General features: G+C 49.5%; 17 protein-coding genes and 1 pseudogene. 6 read left to right on the forward strand and 12 right to left on the reverse strand.

What is annotated here, in order from left to right:
- Positions 1-151: 151 nt before the first annotated feature.
- Entirely contained in the window at positions 152-559 is a 408-nt protein-coding gene (locus DXT99_RS18440) for a Dabb family protein (protein WP_115567081.1), read from the reverse strand.
- Between the two features lie 220 nt (positions 560-779).
- Between DXT99_RS18440 and DXT99_RS18445 the strand changes: the two genes are divergently transcribed.
- On the forward strand, positions 780-1292 hold the full coding sequence (locus DXT99_RS18445) for a cupin domain-containing protein (RefSeq protein ID WP_115567051.1): 513 nt from the start codon (positions 780-782) through the stop codon (positions 1290-1292).
- Positions 1293-1493: 201 nt separating this feature from the next.
- On the opposite strand, the gene DXT99_RS18450 is transcribed toward DXT99_RS18445, so the two are convergent.
- The 6 genes from DXT99_RS18450 to DXT99_RS18475 form a co-directional block, all read right to left on the reverse strand.
- Positions 1494-2690 (reverse strand): dipeptidase, encoded by a 1197-nt coding sequence (locus DXT99_RS18450; RefSeq protein WP_115567052.1) that lies wholly within the window; start codon positions 2688-2690, stop codon positions 1494-1496.
- 245 nt (positions 2691-2935) lie between these two features.
- Positions 2936-3595 (reverse strand): CPBP family intramembrane glutamic endopeptidase, encoded by a 660-nt coding sequence (locus DXT99_RS18455; protein WP_115567053.1) that lies wholly within the window; start codon positions 3593-3595, stop codon positions 2936-2938.
- Positions 3596-3606: 11 nt separating this feature from the next.
- Positions 3607-4407 (reverse strand): YdcF family protein, encoded by an 801-nt coding sequence (locus tag DXT99_RS18460; protein ID WP_115567054.1) that lies wholly within the window; start codon positions 4405-4407, stop codon positions 3607-3609.
- A 27-nt stretch (positions 4408-4434) separates the two neighbouring features.
- Complete coding sequence (locus tag DXT99_RS18465; protein ID WP_115567055.1) at positions 4435-5034, reverse strand: DUF3267 domain-containing protein; 600 nt, start codon at positions 5032-5034, stop codon at positions 4435-4437.
- Between the two features lie 33 nt (positions 5035-5067).
- Positions 5068-5697, reverse strand: a complete 630-nt coding sequence (locus DXT99_RS18470; protein ID WP_115567056.1) for an HAD family hydrolase — start codon at positions 5695-5697, stop codon at positions 5068-5070.
- Positions 5698-5945: 248 nt separating this feature from the next.
- Positions 5946-6695: a DUF72 domain-containing protein gene (locus DXT99_RS18475; RefSeq protein WP_115567057.1), complete on the reverse strand. Its 750-nt coding sequence runs from the start codon at positions 6693-6695 to the stop codon at positions 5946-5948.
- Between the two features lie 120 nt (positions 6696-6815).
- Here DXT99_RS18475 and DXT99_RS18480 point away from each other — a divergent pair, with 120 nt between their 5' ends.
- The gene (locus tag DXT99_RS18480) at positions 6816-7712 is read left to right on the forward strand and encodes an ABC transporter ATP-binding protein (protein WP_115567058.1); all 897 of its coding nucleotides are present in this window, start codon (positions 6816-6818) and stop codon (positions 7710-7712) included.
- Positions 7712-8482, forward strand: a complete 771-nt coding sequence (locus DXT99_RS18485) for an ABC transporter permease subunit (protein WP_115567059.1) — start codon at positions 7712-7714, stop codon at positions 8480-8482. Before DXT99_RS18480 ends, DXT99_RS18485 begins: the two co-directional genes overlap by 1 nt.
- 6 nt (positions 8483-8488) lie before the next feature.
- Here DXT99_RS18485 and DXT99_RS18490 read toward each other — a convergent pair whose 3' ends face one another.
- The 5 genes from DXT99_RS18490 to DXT99_RS18510 form a co-directional block, all read right to left on the reverse strand.
- Complete coding sequence (locus tag DXT99_RS18490; protein WP_115567060.1) at positions 8489-9163, reverse strand: hypothetical protein; 675 nt, start codon at positions 9161-9163, stop codon at positions 8489-8491.
- Between the two features lie 410 nt (positions 9164-9573).
- Positions 9574-10842, reverse strand: coding sequence for a bifunctional 3,4-dihydroxy-2-butanone-4-phosphate synthase/GTP cyclohydrolase II (locus DXT99_RS18495; protein ID WP_115567061.1), 1269 nt, complete (start codon positions 10840-10842; stop codon positions 9574-9576).
- A 463-nt stretch (positions 10843-11305) separates the two neighbouring features.
- Positions 11306-13219, reverse strand: a complete 1914-nt coding sequence (gene dnaG, locus DXT99_RS18500) for a DNA primase (RefSeq protein ID WP_115567062.1) — start codon at positions 13217-13219, stop codon at positions 11306-11308.
- Between the two features lie 656 nt (positions 13220-13875).
- Positions 13876-14397, reverse strand: coding sequence for an O-acetyl-ADP-ribose deacetylase (locus tag DXT99_RS18505; RefSeq protein ID WP_115567063.1), 522 nt, complete (start codon positions 14395-14397; stop codon positions 13876-13878).
- Positions 14398-14469: 72 nt separating this feature from the next.
- Positions 14470-14679 carry a hypothetical protein gene (locus DXT99_RS18510; protein ID WP_147294250.1) on the reverse strand — a complete coding sequence of 70 codons (210 nt, stop codon included), beginning with the start codon at positions 14677-14679 and terminating at the stop codon, positions 14470-14472.
- A gap of 201 nt (positions 14680-14880) precedes the next feature.
- On the opposite strand from DXT99_RS18510, the gene DXT99_RS18515 reads away from it, so the two are divergent.
- The 3 genes and pseudogenes from DXT99_RS18515 to DXT99_RS18525 form a co-directional block, all read left to right on the forward strand.
- Positions 14881-15984, forward strand: a complete 1104-nt coding sequence (locus DXT99_RS18515; RefSeq protein WP_115567065.1) for an Mrp/NBP35 family ATP-binding protein — start codon at positions 14881-14883, stop codon at positions 15982-15984.
- 5 nt (positions 15985-15989) lie between these two features.
- Complete coding sequence (locus tag DXT99_RS18520) at positions 15990-16259, forward strand: NifU family protein (RefSeq protein WP_115567066.1); 270 nt, start codon at positions 15990-15992, stop codon at positions 16257-16259.
- A 347-nt stretch (positions 16260-16606) separates the two neighbouring features.
- Positions 16607-17118: pseudogene (locus DXT99_RS18525) on the forward strand (hypothetical protein); the annotation flags it as partial.

The raw sequence follows: 17118 nt of genomic DNA on the forward strand, positions 1-17118 counted from the left end.
ATGACAGTAAATCAGCTTCATATTCTATAATAAAACCGCCCTACCTTCAAAGGGGGGCCTTTCACAAACTCACTCTTTTTAGCTTAGGTCAGTAGTAACAAGAAGAGCCACCTCGGCGGTGGCTCTTCTTGTTACTACTTATGGTATTTAGTTATACATCCACCGAATCATACACCACAACCTTATCCCATAGGTGAGAATAATTCTCCACAAACTTCAGGTGTACCGGATGCTTCTGATACACTTCCTGCTCTTCCAGATTATTGAAGAACAACAGCCAGGAAACGTCATACCCCCTTTCAATTACATCGCGGTTGGTATTGGCTGGCACGCCTATACGCGCCAGTTGTATGGCCTTTATGTTTTTCAGGGTATTCAGGCCTTCTATTAATTTCGCTTTATCTTCCGCAGAACCCGGGTTCTTGAGCCAGAAATAAACATGATGCACAAAATCGCCTTGCTGTTTCTGCTTGCCTAAAACCGGCATCATTCCAAAGAAACCGGCAAGAGATAAAGAGGTGCTGTTGCCAAGGAAGGACCTTCTGGATAGCTTTTTCATATAGTTCATTTTATCGCGCTTTCAATTTAATAGATGTAATTTAAACCTGCTCCTGCAATCCCATCTGTTTCAAAGCATGAAGTAAACAATATTTCCGGACAATTCCGATGTTACAGGTCTACCAGCCTCTCCTTCTACTCCAATTCAGCAGATAGCACCCGCAAAGAGGTAAACAAATCTTTACATGCCCCGGTATTATTTCTCATAAAGCAGCTATACTATGAAAGAACAAACTGTAACCCCTCTACACCTTCAGCCGCACGGCAACATACCGAATAATCCCCAATTGCCCCTCCTGCTTTACCGGCAGGTGTTCTCTGACAGCAATAACCTGGAGCACCAGTTCAAAGAGGCTTTTGCACAGCACAACTGGCGCGGCAGCTGGACCAATGGCGTTTTCGACTATCACCACTACCACAGCAAATCGCATGAGGTATTAGGCGTGGCGGCAGGCTCGGCTACTATCGTTTTTGGCGGGCCCGGAGGAGAGGAAGTAGACGTAAAGGCAGGCGATATGGTGGTGCTGCCTGCTGGCACCGGCCATTGCCGCAAGAGCGCCTCCTCTGATTTTAGTGTGGTAGGCGCCTACCCAGGCGGGCAGGAAAACTACGATATCTGCACCCAGGACGACGACATGGAAAAAAAGAGACAGAATATACAGCAGGTGCCATTGCCTAGTGCAGATCCTGTAGCGGGGAAAGAAGGCCCGCTGCTACAGCACTGGAAACAGTAAATATAGATGCCAACTTATAAACCGGAGGCCGCTTTATTTTCCCTTTTACTGGCGCAAGCTTTTAAACTTGTGTTTAATAATAATGTCGGGTTTGTACCCTAACTGGGCCAGAGGCTCAATGATAACTCACACTCACGAGGGCTTTGAAAAATGAAACAGTCCTCGCTTACTTACCAGAGAAATGCTTGCTTAATGCGAATGCTATGATTTAGCATTCGCATTAAGCAAGCGCAGGAAATTTCCTCCTAAGATTTTACGTACCTCCTCTTTGCTGTAGCCTCGTGCCAGCAGCTCTTTTGTGATGACAGGAAAATCCTGCACGCCATTTAATTGCTGCGGTGTGGAGGAAATGCCGTCGAAGTCTGAGCCCAGGCCCACATGGTCTACGCCTATCAACTTCACGATATGGTCGAAGTGGTCGATCAGTAGCGATAAAGACGGACGCATGGCTTCGGCCTCTTTCGGGTACTTTTTCACTAACCAACTGTTGATAGCAAAGCTTGACCGGTTCAGTTGTTTTAAAGAGTCTACCTCTGCTTGGTGCCGGGATAAAAATTGCTGCCGTCGCTTACCGAAATTCGGGTCTACAAAGCTTGCTTCGAAGTTTATGTTGATAACACCTCCGTTTTTCCCAACAGCCTTTATCTGCTCGTCGGTCAGGTTTCTGAAGTGCGGGCTGATGGCTTTCACACAGCTATGCGATACCAGTACCGGTTTGGTAGTAGTCTCTATGGCATCCCAGAACGTCTGCTCCCCCACATGACTCAGATCGACCAGCATCCCCAGCTCATTCATGCGCCGCACCACCTGCCGACCGAAATCATTCAGGCCTTTTTTGGCGTTTGGCACTTTGCCACTGCTTTCGTCCATGGCAGAGGTAGCCCAGGAAGTAGAGTTATTCCAGGTAAGGGTCATGTAGCGGACACCACGGCTGTGGAGGCTGTCGAGGTAGCTGAGGTTGTCTTCTATCATGTGGCCGCCTTCCACGCCAATCATGGCAGCTAACTTCTGCTGCTGCACTGCCTGCATCACGTCAGCAGGTGTTTTAGCCATCATTATCTTATCAGGATGGCGGGCTGCTACTGCATAAAGCGAATCTATCTGCCTGTTGGCATACGCAAAGCCTTTTCCTTTCCCGTAGTTCTCGTCACTCCATACAGAGAAAACCTGAACATCCACTCCACCTTCTTTAAACCGGGCCAAATCGGAATGCGTTTTGCCTTTCAGGTTATCAGCGATGTCTAATCCTTCCAATATGTTAATCAGCACATCATTATGCGTGTCCACTACAATAGCTTGCTCGTGCACTTCTTTGTAGTTCTGTGCCTGTAAGGAGGTATAGCCCAAAAGCAAGGCCGCAAGTGCCACGCCTTTGGCTATCGATTTTCTGTGTATCATGTGTTCGGTCCGTCTTTGGCTGTTGTGTTTTGCCCACTCTGAACGCAAAACTTTGCGCGTGCAGGAAAACTATCACAAAAAAACCCACCCCTGCCCCTCCGAGGAGGGGAATTTTTATTCTTGAAGGAATTCCCCTCCTCGGAGGGGCAGGGGTGGGTTAAAGGCATTCTAAATATATAACTGCTATCTTTCTTGTAACCAATACTGGATAGTATGATTGACCAATATAGCAAATCCCGCTGAATTTACCTGACCCAGTTATCGACAAGCAAGCCAGAGAAGGCAAAGAAGTTGGTAAGTATATGCGCTAAGGTTGGCGCGAGCACTCTCTGTTGTTTATAGGCAGTATAGCCCCAGAGGCAGCCCATGAAAAAAGCACCACCAACCAGTGGCAGAAAGCCACCCTGATATGTTATGCCATAAGCCGCATACACAGAAATGTGCCAGAGCCCAAACAGGACGGCAGGAAACACAAAAGCCAGCCCAATATGCTTTTTATAGCGGCTGATAAAAGCTCCACGCCAATAAAACTCCTCTATAAATCCATTAACTAAGGCAGCAGCGGCAAGTATAAAAAACAGCGTGCTATTGAGTTGATTGTAGGACTTTAAAAAAGCTGCAAAGAAAGCACCTACAGCCGGTACAAAGCAGAGGAACAGGAGCAAAACGTTCTGCATGTTAAGCGGCGGCCACGCATATAGCTTTGCCAGGTTCCCCCTCTTTAGTTGCAACCCATGCAGCAGGCAATATATCCAGTAAATGCAGAAGCTGGCAAGGTAGCCGGCTGTTTTACCTAAAAGCTGGGGCAGAAAAAAGAAGCTAGCAAAGGTAATGGGCAGGATAAGGAGGCTAAGCAGAATGGAGCTTCCGCTTTCCAGTTCATTCAATTTGGATAGGCTATGCATAAGGTATTGTTTTATACACGAACATACTCCGGATACAATGCAGCCAACTCCTCGTAAGCAGCCTCTACCTCTGCTGGAATTTCCACAGCCGTAATAAAGCCTTTCCCCCTGGGGCCATACCCATTTTCGTTGTTCCGGAGCCTCGGAATTTCACCCATCACCAGAGAAAGCAGCCTGTCTATTCCGCACAACTCACTGTGCGCCTCGTTGGTGTAGGTTAATTTCCCCTCTTTCAATTTCAGCAACGGAACAAACGCAGCAAAACTAATAAACTGAACAGCTACATTATCCTGTTGCTGCCATACTTTCTCAAAAGAGGCCTGGCTTCTGCGCTGCAGCACCGGGTCTTGCAGGAGCAGAATGGTTTGGGGTTGCTTTTGTAATTGCTCTAGCACCTGATACGCTTCCAAAGCATTGCTGCCGCAGTTGGTGGATTGATTTTCTACTATGATGCTGCTTTCCTGTATGTCCCAGTGCTTCACAAAAATATCCTTCAGCATGTCGGCCTCTGCCCTGCCTCCTGTCAGCACATCATTGTATCCCGGGTGCTGCTCTATATTTTCTTCCAGAAACCTGGTGGAATGACCAATGCCGCCACAGATCATCAACTCTTTTGCCAATCCCCGGTGATAGGCGCTTGCCGCCTGTACTGCGACATATAGACTACTGTTGCCCAGCAGAATTAAAAGATCAGCCTGTGTTATGTTATACTCTTTTTCAAGCACTGCTTCCGTCAAACTGTGAATATCCCTTTTTGCTAAGAAAGGGATGAGGGTGTTAAACAGGGAGACATAGTGTTGCGTTGTCTGCATTACAGAAGATAGAGCTAAATAACAAATCTATACTTTACGCAAGACAAAACAGCCAATTTTGTCAGGGTGGTCCTGCACTAAATCGGTGGGCTGGCAGTGGCGCAGCATCCAAAGCACCAGCATATCGCCGGCAGCGGCCAGTGTAAAGAAAAGCCCGAAAAAGAATACCCACGGATTCCCTATCACTATTCCAGTTACTGCAGGAAGGATGCCCATCACCACACCTGGCATAACACCACCAAGGATATAGGGTTTTAGGGGCAGCACTTCTTCACAGTGGCAGTAAGGTGAAAGGGCCTTCCAATGTATACCATACTTAATCGACCTGACGCCATTTTTACAAAAAGCAGCCCAGGTAAGGCCATGCAGCAGTTCGTGCACCACTGCTCCAGGTATAAATACGAGCATCATCAGGAACGGCAGGAATAAGATGCGCCCACCATATACCATCACCAGGCCTTCTATGGTTGCAGAAGAAAACTGTTCCGGCCACAGCAGCACATAAGGCACCAGGAGCACCAGCATGGCGGGCAGGGCAAAAGCCAATGCCTGCACGTTGGCGTCTGTAGCCGTAGTAGCAAGCTCTATTTTCCTGTAAGACTTTTCGGGCATGGCGACATCTTTCATCTGCCTATAGCTTGTACCTGCCGTAGCTGGCGCTTAAAACAGTTTCCTGAGGTCAGCAAATGAATCTATGCTCTGTACATCAGCCGCTACTTCTCCAAAGCCATACTTCGCAAATACAAAAGGCACCTCTGCCTGCTGGCTTGCCTCGTAATCGCCTTTGGTATCGCCTATATATACTGCATCCTTCAGGTTGTTGCGCTCAATAACAGCCTTGATGTTCTCTCCTTTGGGCCTGTTCCTGTCTCCGTAGCAGGCATGGTCGGTGAAGAAGTGCTGTAACTTATGAAACTCCAGGAAATTATTGATATAGCCGACCTGGCAGTTGCTCACGATAAAGAGTTTATAGTTTTTCTGTAGCTCCTCCAGTGTTTCTTTTAGCTCTGGATATAACTCTCCACCCTTCTCCTTCAGGTTCTCCGCCTGCAGCTGGTCGCTCACCTTCTGCAATTTCTGTCGCTGTTCCGGGCTCAGGTCCGGGAAGAGTTTTTCATAGATGTCATCATGCGGCATCCCGGCAACATTGCGAATATCGTCGGCAGTAAGTTTCTGGTCTACAAAATCAAACTGGTCGATTGCTGCGTTCCAGGCTTCCGCAATGGCAGGTGTGCAGTCCCAGAGGGTGCCATCAAGGTCAAATATTATTCCGTCTGTATTTTGGTTCATGTTGTAATAATCTAGGTGTTATGTAAGGCGGGGCCTGCTTCTAATGTAACGAAGGCTCCTCCCGCCGTTGTTGTATGTTCTCACAAAACATGCTGGTCATAAGACGTAGCATGGGCACGTGTGTTTTATACATGCCGTCTCCTGGTGTAAGCAGCCCTCAAAGGTAAGATATTTCAGAAACACATAATCTCGTGTTATGAATCCTATACCATTAGCCAGTAACGCTATCAAAGCAGAAATAGCCGTCGCTATTGCATGTTAACTACCAACTCCCGCAACTTCTCCGCATTGAAGACGGCATTTCCCAGGATGGTGTTGTTGAAGTATACCCATACCTGCTTGCCATCTAGCAGCCAGTCGTGGATCATAAAGGCATAGCGCTCCAGTTGCTCGTCGGTGTAGGCGGATGTATACAGCTTCTCGTCGCCGTGCAGGCGCAGGTACACTGTGTCTGTAGTGGTGGCTTCGAAACCGGGAAAACGCTTGCCGGCACTCGTAATCACCCAGGTAATAGCATAGTCCTGCAGCAGTTCCTGCGCCTCTTGCGTAAACCACGACTTATGCCGTGCCTCCAGCGCAAAAACCGGGGCAGGGTACTTTTCGCGAAGCATTCCAAAAAAATCTGCCACCACACCAAAATCAAAGTGCAGGCTGCCCGGCAATTGGATCAGAATCGGCCCCAGCCGCTCTCCCATCGCCAGGAAACGTGACATAAACTTTTCCAGTGGTGCCTCTGTGTCTACTAAGCGGTGCTTGTGCGTGACTTCCTGGTGCATTTTGGCTGCAAACTTAAAGGATGCCGGTGTCTCGTTCAGCCACTTCTCTATTGTTTTCACCATCGTAAAATGGTAGAAGCTGCTGTTCAGTTCAGTAGTATGAAAGCGTGACGCATAATAGCTCAGACGCTCCGCAGACTTGATTTCCTCCGGGTAAAAGACGCCCTGCCAGCGGTAGCTCCAGCCGGAGGTACCTATGTATAAGTTATCGTGTAGTGCCATCGTTTAAGCAATACGCAAGGCAGTGGCTGAATAGTTAATTCTGCGGATTCCTTTTATTTGTATTTCCTGTTCTCTATATTCAAGTAAAACAGCTTAGCAGCAGATGATAAACGGACACGCGTGACAGTAATACTGGACATTGACAACCTTTCCAAGCGCTTCGGCTCTATACAGGCAGTAAATAATCTTTCCATTAAGGTGGAGCAAGGAAGCATTTACGGCATTCTGGGGCCCAATGGAAGCGGCAAAACCACCACACTGGGAATGGTGCTGGACGTGATCCGGCCAACTTCCGGCAGCTTTACATGGTTTGGCCAGGCCATTACCCGGAGCACGAAGCAACGTGTGGGCGCCCTGCTCGAAACTCCTAACTTTTACCCTTACCTCACCGCCCGCAAGAACATGGAGATAGTTGCCGCCATCAAAGGGGTAGACAACGCTAACATCAATTCTGTTCTGCAGCTTGTAGGGCTGGAGGAGCGGGAGCACACCACCTTTAAAGGTTTTTCGCTGGGCATGAAACAGCGCCTGGCTATTGCCTCGGCGCTTCTCAACAACCCGGAGGTGCTGGTACTGGATGAGCCGACAAACGGCCTTGATCCGGAGGGAATAGCCGAAATAAGGGAGCTTATACTTAAAATAGCCTCTGAGGGGAAAACGATTATCCTGGCCAGCCACCTGCTGGATGAGGTAGAGAAGGTATGCACCCATGTGGCGGTGCTGCAGGGCGGTGTACTGCGGGCCGAAGGGCCGGTGAGCACCATTCTCTCCGCAAAGGACCAAATCATTATTAGTGCGCCCGATACGGCACGTGTACTGGAGGTGCTGCGCCAACTGCCCTTTGTGGAAAAGTTTCAGCCGAACCGTGAGCTTGTGCATCTTACATTGCAGGATAATTTTAGCAGCGCGGATGTGAACAAGGCGATGTTTAACGCAGGCATTGTGCTGGCGCAGCTAACGGTGCGCCGCAAGAGCCTGGAGGCCCAGTTTCTGGAAATCATTAAAAAACAACACTGATGAATTTACTCCGCATAGAGCTGCACAAGATACTGCCTTACCGTACGGTGTGGATAATTCTGGCCACGTTTGCTATTCTGTTAACGCTTTTTCTGTACGCCAGCAGCCAGGTCTCCGTAAACGGGCAGCAACTAGGTGAAAGTATGTACCGCCTGCCGGCATTCTGGCAGCGCCTTGCCTATATTGCCAGCTTCTTTAATCTGCTGTTCAGCATCCTCGTCATTGTGCTGATAACAGATGAATATGCCTTCCGGACACTACGGCAGCAGGTGATTGACGGCCTCTCCCGGGCGGATTTGGTGATGGCCAAGATCTACGTGATACTGGCGCTCGCTGCAACAGGCACTCTTTTCCTGCTGCTACTGGGCCTGTACTTCGGCCTGCTTTACAGCACCGACCGTTCTTTATCTGCCATCTTCGGTCAGATAGACGCGCTCTTCTACTATTTTGTGCAGTCGGTGGGGTACATGACGCTGGCCATGCTGTTTGCCTTTCTGATTAAGAAAAGTGGTCTGGCCATCGTAGGTTTTATTGCCTATACCATCATCGTGGAACCCCTCATTCACTTTCGCCTGCCAGAGGCAGTAGATAAGTACATGCCCATGAAAGTGATGGGAAGCCTGACACCAATGCCGCTGCAGGAGGTGCTCGACCAAATCACAACACCATCTGAAGTGCTCTCACCGGCCCTGGCAGCGCTGCTAACTCTTGTTTACATCGCGCTTTTCTGGCTGCTCAGCTACTATGTACTCAAGCTCCGCGACCTGTAGGTAATTTCACAAAGAGTTGAAGTAATTGACAATAGCGATCAGCTCGTGCGGTTTGCTGTAGTCCAGTTTTTTCTTTTTCACGAATTTCTTTACCTGCTTCGACTTCTTTCCGAACAGCCTGTGCAAATCCTTTCGCACGTTTCGGAGTGTTACGATGTCTCCATCTGGTAACAGCACGTAGTAGAGTTCGTCGACCTGGTCTATGTAATTATTCCCCATCGGGTATAAACCAGGGTCTGCATAGTAGCCTTGTCTGCTGGCATATTGCACATCGCGGCGCACATACTTTTCCCGCATCACCAAAGTGAGCGGTCCCTGATTCAATTGCTCAAAAAAGGTAGGTTTTTTAAAGTCAGTGTAGTCGCGGCCCAGGTTCCACATCAGCGTCCTGAAAATATACGGTCTGTTGCTGGGCTGCTCCTGCGCTACAAAATACTGCACATTTACCGGTGAAAATGCGCTGATAGTACCATCTTCATTATGCACGTTGATAACTTCTTGCGTGCGGTGATAGGTTAGCGGCCCATAAATCGTGTCTCCGGTAGTAAGTACAACCTTTCCGGTTGGCCACTCCTGTACATCGATTTCGGGACGGTATTGCGCAGATGCATCGAGTGAATGTACCATTACAGCAATCACCACACATACCACCTGCGCAAGCATGGTTAAACTCTTTTTCATGTGGTTAAGTATTTTTAAATTCAACACATATCGCAGAACGCGACTCATTCTACAAACTCTTATAATTTAGTATACTTCTTTGCCGAGAAAAGTTACTTAACATCCTGACTTTAAGTATAAAACTATACAAACTACGTATTCATGCTGTCAAAAGCCATGTTTTTTGGGACGGGGTTAATACGTAGTCAACACCAGAAAGCCTCCCCTTGCGAATGTACAAAGGGAGGCTTTCTGGTGTTGAGGGTTTACTGCATCAGGATAGGAGTGCAACTAAGCAAATAGCTTTTGTTGTATCATGCTGCTTAGTAAAGGCAATAGCAGGCAGGGAAGAAATGTTTTGCAGTAGCTGCCCCTTAAAATGAAAAAACCTGAGTAGAAGCTTATATACTTTCTGCTCAGGTTTTTTCATTTTAAGGCTGGTTCAGGTTAGATTGATGCTTGACTGTAGTCGACTGCAGAATCTCGTGGCCCAGTTTATCCCGTTTCGTTGTGAGGTAGCGCTGGTTATGTTCGTTTGGAAAAATCTCAATCGGCACCCGATCCACTATTTCCAGACCGTAGCCCATCAGGCCGGAACGCTTCTTAGGGTTGTTAGAGATCAGCCTCATTTTCGTTACGCCCAGGTCGCGTAGTATCTGGGCACCAACGCCATAGTCGCGTTCGTCCATGGCAAAGCCCAGTTCAATGTTCGCCTCTACCGTGTCGCGCCCCTGCTCCTGCAGCTTATAAGCCTTCAGTTTGTTTATCAGGCCAATGCCCCGGCCTTCCTGGTTCATGTAGACTACCACGCCCTTGCCTTCCTTCTCGACCATGCGCATAGCCTCGTGCAGTTGCGGACCGCAGTCGCAGCGGCATGAGCCAAAGATATCGCCGGTTACGCAGGAAGAATGCACCCGTACCAGGATGGGCTCACCTTCCTCCCAGGTACCTTTTACCAGTGCCAGGTGCTTGGCACCCGTGCTGCGCTGCGTAAAAGCATATAAGTCGAAATTGCCGAAATCGGTTGGCATCTGCACCGCAATTTCACGGTCAATCAAACTCTCTTTCTGCAGCCGGTACTTAATCAGGTCTTTGATAGAGATAAGCTTCAGGTTGAAGCGGTCAGCCACCCGGAAAAGGTCCGGCAGGCGGGCCATCGTACCATCCTCGTTCATGATTTCCACCAACACTCCAGCCGGTGCAAGTCCGGCTAAGCGGGCCAAGTCTACCGATGCTTCTGTGTGGCCGGAGCGGCGCAATACACCTTCTTTCTTTGCCTTCAGCGGGAAGATGTGGCCCGGCTTGCCCAGCGAGTGCGGATCAGTGTTCGGGTCTACGAGCGCCTGAATAGTTTTGGCACGGTCGGAGGCGGAAATACCAGTGGTGCAGCCATGGCCAATCAGGTCTACCGATACAGTGAAAGGTGTAGCGTGCAGGGCGGTGTTACGGCCCACCATCAGCTCGAGACCCAGTTCGTCGCAGCGCTCTTCTGTGAGCGGCGCACAAATAAGCCCCCGGCCATGTGTCGCCATAAAGTTCACAATTTCAGGCGTTATTTTTTCGGCTGCGCAAACAAAGTCGCCTTCGTTCTCGCGGTCATCATCGTCTACCACAATCACCACCTTGCCCAGGCGTATATCCTCAATAGCAGACTCAATAGAATCTAAAGGCCTGCTATCATTTGTTGTATTGGGTTCCATATATTTCTGTTGTGCCTGCACTGCCTATGTAGCAGCCCCGGCTATTGATCTATTAGTAAAGCCATGCAAAATTAAAAAGTTTAAACGGCTTTCCCTTTTTTATTTAACTGACCTTACGTAAGAGTCCCAGCGGGACGACCTGTCGATAGAAAATAAGCTTCCACTATTCTTTAGCTCCAGCGGAGCGGCCTGTTAAGGACATATTGACAGGCCGCTCCGCTGGAGCTAAGGGCGGTTTCTGACCATCGGGCTATTAACAGGTCGTCCCGCTGGGACTTAAAACAAATTATAATCTGGTATTGCGTAACGTCAGTTATCTAAACAACAATTTCAAGGGGGATTTAGTTGACCAGGGTTCTCAGGATTCAGGGATTAGCAGAATGACAGGGCAGCACTTTACCGAAGACCTCGCAGCGTGCGCAGCTCCTGTTCATTGGAGAGGGCTGGGAAGGAGCTTAATTCCTTAGCCGATCACAATCCCCAGCATATCGCCTAACTGGCAATGCAGGGTTTTGAGATTGCGGATAAAGGTGAGCTGCTGTATCTGCTCCTGTGGGTCGGTGACGAGGCGCAGCTTCTCCATTTCACCTTTAATCATCAGCTCCACATTCCGCCACTTCAGGCGCAGCACGGCCCGCTCGGCTCCGTAAGGCAGCAGATCAGATTCAGTGGGCACAAAAATATGGTGTGTTTCCCAGTTATGGCTCAGCTCGTGTGGGTCTGAGAGCAGGTTTGTGGCTTCGGTGCGTATTTCCTGGTCAGGATGGTTGATAAAGTCTTCTGCTGTGGCCAGGTTCCCGTCGCACAGTTTGTCTTTGATTAGCTCCATCAGGCGGGCGTAAAGTGGCGTCCGGAACTCTACATCCTCCAGTTGCTCCAGCATATACTGGCAGGTATTCATGCCTTCCTCCAGCACACGGTCAGGATAGTTGAGCAGCATGCGCACAATTTCGCGCTCGTACCGCTTCAGCATGTCCAAATCCGACACCGGCTTCTCCGGCTCTGGTTCCGCAACAGGAGGCGCCATGTATTGCTCCGGCCAGTCCTGCTGCTTTGGCTGCTGGCGGTCCTGCAGCTGCATTTTATTGTACTCCGAAATCAGCACCTGCTCATCAATATCGAAGATCAGGCTGCAGCTGCGGAAGAACACTGTACGTTTGATAGAATCCGGAATTTTGGCAATGGAGGCCACAATCTCCCGAATCGCCTCGGCTTTTTTTACCGGGCTTCCCTTCGCTTCGGCGGCATATAAGCTGGTTTTGAAGGATATAAAATCCTGCGAATGCTCCTTTATATAAGCCTTAAAAGCGGTGTCGCCGACTTTCTGGATGTAAGAGTCCGGGTCCTCCCCTTCCGGGAACGTCACCACATCCACATTCAGGCCACTCTCCAGGATCAGGTCAATGCCGCGCAGGGAGGCTTTTATACCGGCAGCATCACCATCATACAGTACCGTAATATTTTCGGTATAGCGGGCAATCAGCTTTATCTGGCCTTCGGTGAGCGAGGTACCAGAGGAAGCCACCACATTCTCAATACCACCCTGGTGCAGCGACAGTACATCAAGATAGCCCTCCACCATATAACACATGTCCTGCATCCGGATCGCCTGCTTCGCCTGAAACAGGCCATACAGCACGTTGCTCTTGTGGTAGATATCCGACTCGGGAGAGTTAAGGTATTTCGGACTTTTCTTGTCGTTCGTCTTCAGCGTACGGGCACCAAAGCCCACCACGCGCCCCGACACATTGTGTATCGGAAACATGACGCGGCCCCGGAAGCGGTCATACTTCTTGCCGTCTTCTTTGGCAATGGTCAGGCCGGTTGCCTCCAGGTATTTCTGCTGATAGCCTGCTTTAAGCGCAGCATCCGTCAGGTCCGTCCACTCATCCACGCTATAGCCCAGCTCATACTTCTTAATGGTATTTGCGCTCATGCCGCGCTGCTTCAGGTACGACATACCGATGCCGCCCTGCTCATGCGTATGCAGATTCTGCTGGAAGTGCTTGTTAGCGAAATCAGAGACGATGAAGAGGCTGTCGCGCTCGCTCTGCTCCTTTGCATATTCCGGATTAGGATTATCCTCCGGCACCTCAATGCTGTACTTCTTCGCCAGGTATTTGATGGCCTCCGGAAAGCTCGTGCCCTCCACATCCATGATAAACTGCACCGAGTTGCCTGCCTTACCACAGCCAAAGCACTTGTAAATGCCCTTCGCCGGGGAAACTGAAAAGGACGGCGATTTCTCGTGGTGGAAAGGGCAGCAGGCCCACATGTTCTGCCCCTTCTTCTTCAGCGACACAAAATCACCCACCACCTCCGTTATGTCGGCTTGGGCTAAAACTTGGTCAACGGTTTCTTTCGGGATCAGGGACATGGGCAAAGGGTATTAGCGGAAGACAAAGATAAGGGTTTCGCTAATTAGGAATAGACGAATTTTGAATAACTTAAAGTTTTCGAAAGTCTCATTAAGGTTAGTTGCAATAAACACGCATCTCACTGTCATCCTGTAAGGATCTTGTTGACGAGCTGCAAAGACTTTATTTCCCTTTTACTAAGTTCTTTCCAGGATGACGAGTAAAGGAAACATAGTACCGTTCTCTTATCATTATTCATCGCATCAGAATGTGTTTCTGTCTAAGCTGCCGTTGTGACTGTCCATCCAGCGGCAGTCTACCCACAGTTTTATGGCGCATGTCTTAGCTCTCAAGGCCGAGAGGCCTCGTCTTGGGGGAAGGGGCCCTCTTTAAGGGAATTGCGCTGTGTATTTGAAACTGCCGGGGGAAGGGGCCCTCTTTAGCTCCGCTGCGGGCTGCCACACTTCGTGCGGCACCGCAACAAATACAAGGCGCTCAACCCAAAGACTGGAAACTCATTCACTTCGTGCTGACCGAAAGAAAGAGGTGGTCGTATAGAAAAGGCTTTTGGAGTAGATAAATGAAGTATAAATAGTACAGCTGAATCTGAATAAAGAGGCTTCACACTCACTCATTGTTTATTCAGTTATTCAGAAGTAAATTATTTAAAATTAACCTACAACATCTCCTCATACAACTTCCTGTTCTCCGCATCAAAACACACAAACACTACCTGCTGCAGGCTGCTATCATGTTGCTGCAGGTAGTCTTTTACCGCCTTCACCGCTACCTGGGCGGCTTTGTCTTTGGGGTAACCGTATACGCCGGTGCTGATGTTGGGGAAGGCGATGCTTTGCAGTTGTTTATCGGAGGCAATCCGGAGGCTGTTTTTGTAGCAGTTAGCGAGCTGCTCCGGCTCATCCTTGTCTCCGCCATGCCAGACAGGGCCAACGGTATGAATCACATAGCGGGCCGGAAGTTTACCTCCTGTTGTGATGACAGCCTCGCCGGTGGGGCAGCCACCCTGCCGCGCTCTTATCTGCTTACACTCCTCCAGAATAGCGGGGCCGCCTGCTCTGTGAATGGCACCGTCTACACCGCCACCGCCTAACAGACTGCTGTTCGCGGCATTTACAATAGCGTCCGTTTCTACTTTGGTGATGTCGCCTTGCTGTATTTCTATTTTTGTTTCTGCCATAGCGCTTCTTTTCTCTTCTCTCCACTACGGCAAATAGCTGGCAAAGTCGAAGAAGAAGCTATGGCTGATGATTTACAGTACGAGCTGCTGCTTTACAGCAATTTTAGCTGAAGCCGGCGAAGCAGTAGCAGGTGAGTCCGGCACAGGAATCAATTCTTCCTGTGCCTTAGCTGCCGTTGTATTATTGCCTGTACTGCCCAGTTCCAGGCAGCATATAATAACGAAGAGAGCCAGTAACAGCAGCAAGAGACTGCCGAATCCTTCTGAATGTTCTTTTTCCATAGCCAAGTTAGTGCATCGCGTATACAATCATATAGAAGACCCTGCTAAGCGCTGTACCGTTGCATCAGCAGGAGAGATAATTTACTGATGGCCAATGGCAAACTAATACATGCCACAGCTTGTTACACTCTAAAGGCCTTCGCTTATGAATAGCGGTTTTTCGTTTGTATCTTTGCGGGGCTAATTGCAAAGCATTATACTATGGCAATCACAAAAGAAGATATATTAAAAGCACTCAGTTATGTAGAGGAGCCTGATTTAGGCAAGGACCTCGTGACGCTGAACATGATAGAGAATGTGCAGGTTGACGGCAAGAACGTGAGTTTTACTGTAATCCTGACCACTCCCGCCTGCCCGCTGAAAGACCTTATCCGCAATGCCTGCGTTACCGCCATCCACACGATGGTAGACAAAGAGGCCGATGTAACCGTCAACATGACCTCTCATGTGACCTCCGGCCGTGGCGACACCTCTGAAATATTAAGAGGGGTGAAAAACATTATTGCCATTGCATCTGGTAAAGGCGGTGTGGGTAAATCAACCGTAACCACTAACCTCGCGATTGCCCTGGCACAGTCTGGTGCAAAAGTGGGTTTGATTGATGCCGACATCTCTGGTCCGTCTATCCCGACGATGTTTGGAGTGGAGCAGGAACGCCCGAACATGGTACAGGGCGACCACGGCAAGAACTATATTATGCCGGTAGAAAAGTATGGCGTTAAAATGATGTCCATTGGCTTCCTGACACCAGCAGACGGTGCCGTGGTTTGGCGCGGCCCGATGGCCAGCTCAGCGCTGCGCCAGTTTATCTCTGATGTGGAATGGGGAGAACTGGACTACCTGCTGCTGGACTTACCTCCGGGCACTTCCGACATCCACCTGACCATGGTACAGGCGCTGCCTGTAACTGGTGCCGTTATCGTGACGACGCCACAGAAAGTGGCCTTGGCTGATGCGGTGCGTGGGCTGCAGATGTTCCGACAGCCACAGATAAACGTGCCGGTGCTTGGTGTAGTGGAGAATATGGCTTACTTTACGCCTGCTGAGCTTCCTGAAAATAAATACTATATCTTTGGCGAAGGCGGTGGTAAAGCCCTTGCAGAGAAGTATGAGGTGGCACTTTTAGGCCAGGTGCCGATTGTGCAGAGCATCCGGGAGAGCGGCGATTCCGGAACTCCTGTGGTTTTAGAGAACGATTCCCCGGCTTCCGGTGTTTTCAAGGAATTGGCACAGGCTGTGGCGCAACAGGTATCTGTTCGCAACGCCACGGTAGCTAAAACAAAACCTGTAGAAATTAAAAGCTAAAGATAATGGCAGTCACAAACGTAGATCAAGATTTCATGCTCCGGGTAGAGGACGCCCTCGACCAGATCAGACCTTACCTCGAAGCTGACGGCGGCAATGTAAAAGTGCTGGAGATAACCGAGGACATGGTGCTGAAACTGGAACTGCTAGGTGCATGCGGCTCCTGCCCGATGTCTACCATGACGCTGAAAGCCGGTGTGGAGCAGTCGGTGTTGAAAGCTGTGCCGGAAATAAAGTCCGTAGAAGCCGTGAATGTAACGCCGTTGTCAGTATAAAAAGATAATTTAAAAAATCTAAAAAAGCGGGTGTGGTTAAACCACACCCGCTTTTTGCTTTTATTACTTAATGCTGCGCTTATCTAGCTCCTGCTGTGGTTTGATTAGAAGCCTCGTAGGGACAGGTCGTGACTTGTCCAATCGTTCTCATTTTGTCTGAATCAGGATTTTCAAGATTGGAATGATTGGCAGGATGAATATTTATTGTCACACAGTCACTCCTGTTTCACCCATAAGCCGATGCAGGGGCAGGTCGCGACCCAATGCCGTCAACTTAAGGGATTTTTCGTAAAACTCTGCAAAAGGCTAGGCATTATGATGAGTATTAAAAAAAGAACCTGGAGATTTTGAAGCGTTTGCGCGTCATGATAGGCAGCGATGATTTTAAGGAGAAGTACCGTCAGAGCGACAGGGACTTCACGCGCAATCGGGTGCTGACGTTTGTGGGGCTGGTGGTGAGCCAGATAAACCTGGTGAGCAAGAGCCTGAGTGTGGAGGTGAGCAAGTTTGTGGAGCGCTTTTTTGCCCTTGCCTGTGATTACACCAAGCAGGCCTACTCCAAGCGCAGGAGCAAACTCAGGGCCGAGGCGTTCACTGCCCTGAACAGGGAGTTGGTGAGCCAGTACTATGCGGGGGGTGAGTATAAGACGTGGCAGGGCTATGTGCTGCTGGCTACCGATGGTTCGACCATGCAGCTTCCCGAGAGCCGGCAGATCACTGAAGCGTTCGGCACGGCAGATGAGAAAGGGGAAAGCATGCCCCTGGGGCGCAGCAGCCTGCTCTATGACGTGGAGAACGAGCTGGTGCTCGATGCCCGGCTCGAGCCATACAGGGCAAGTGAGCGGCACATGGCCCTCGA

This window comes from Pontibacter diazotrophicus (assembly GCF_003367245.1).
GTDB classification, from domain to species: domain Bacteria; phylum Bacteroidota; class Bacteroidia; order Cytophagales; family Hymenobacteraceae; genus Pontibacter; species Pontibacter diazotrophicus.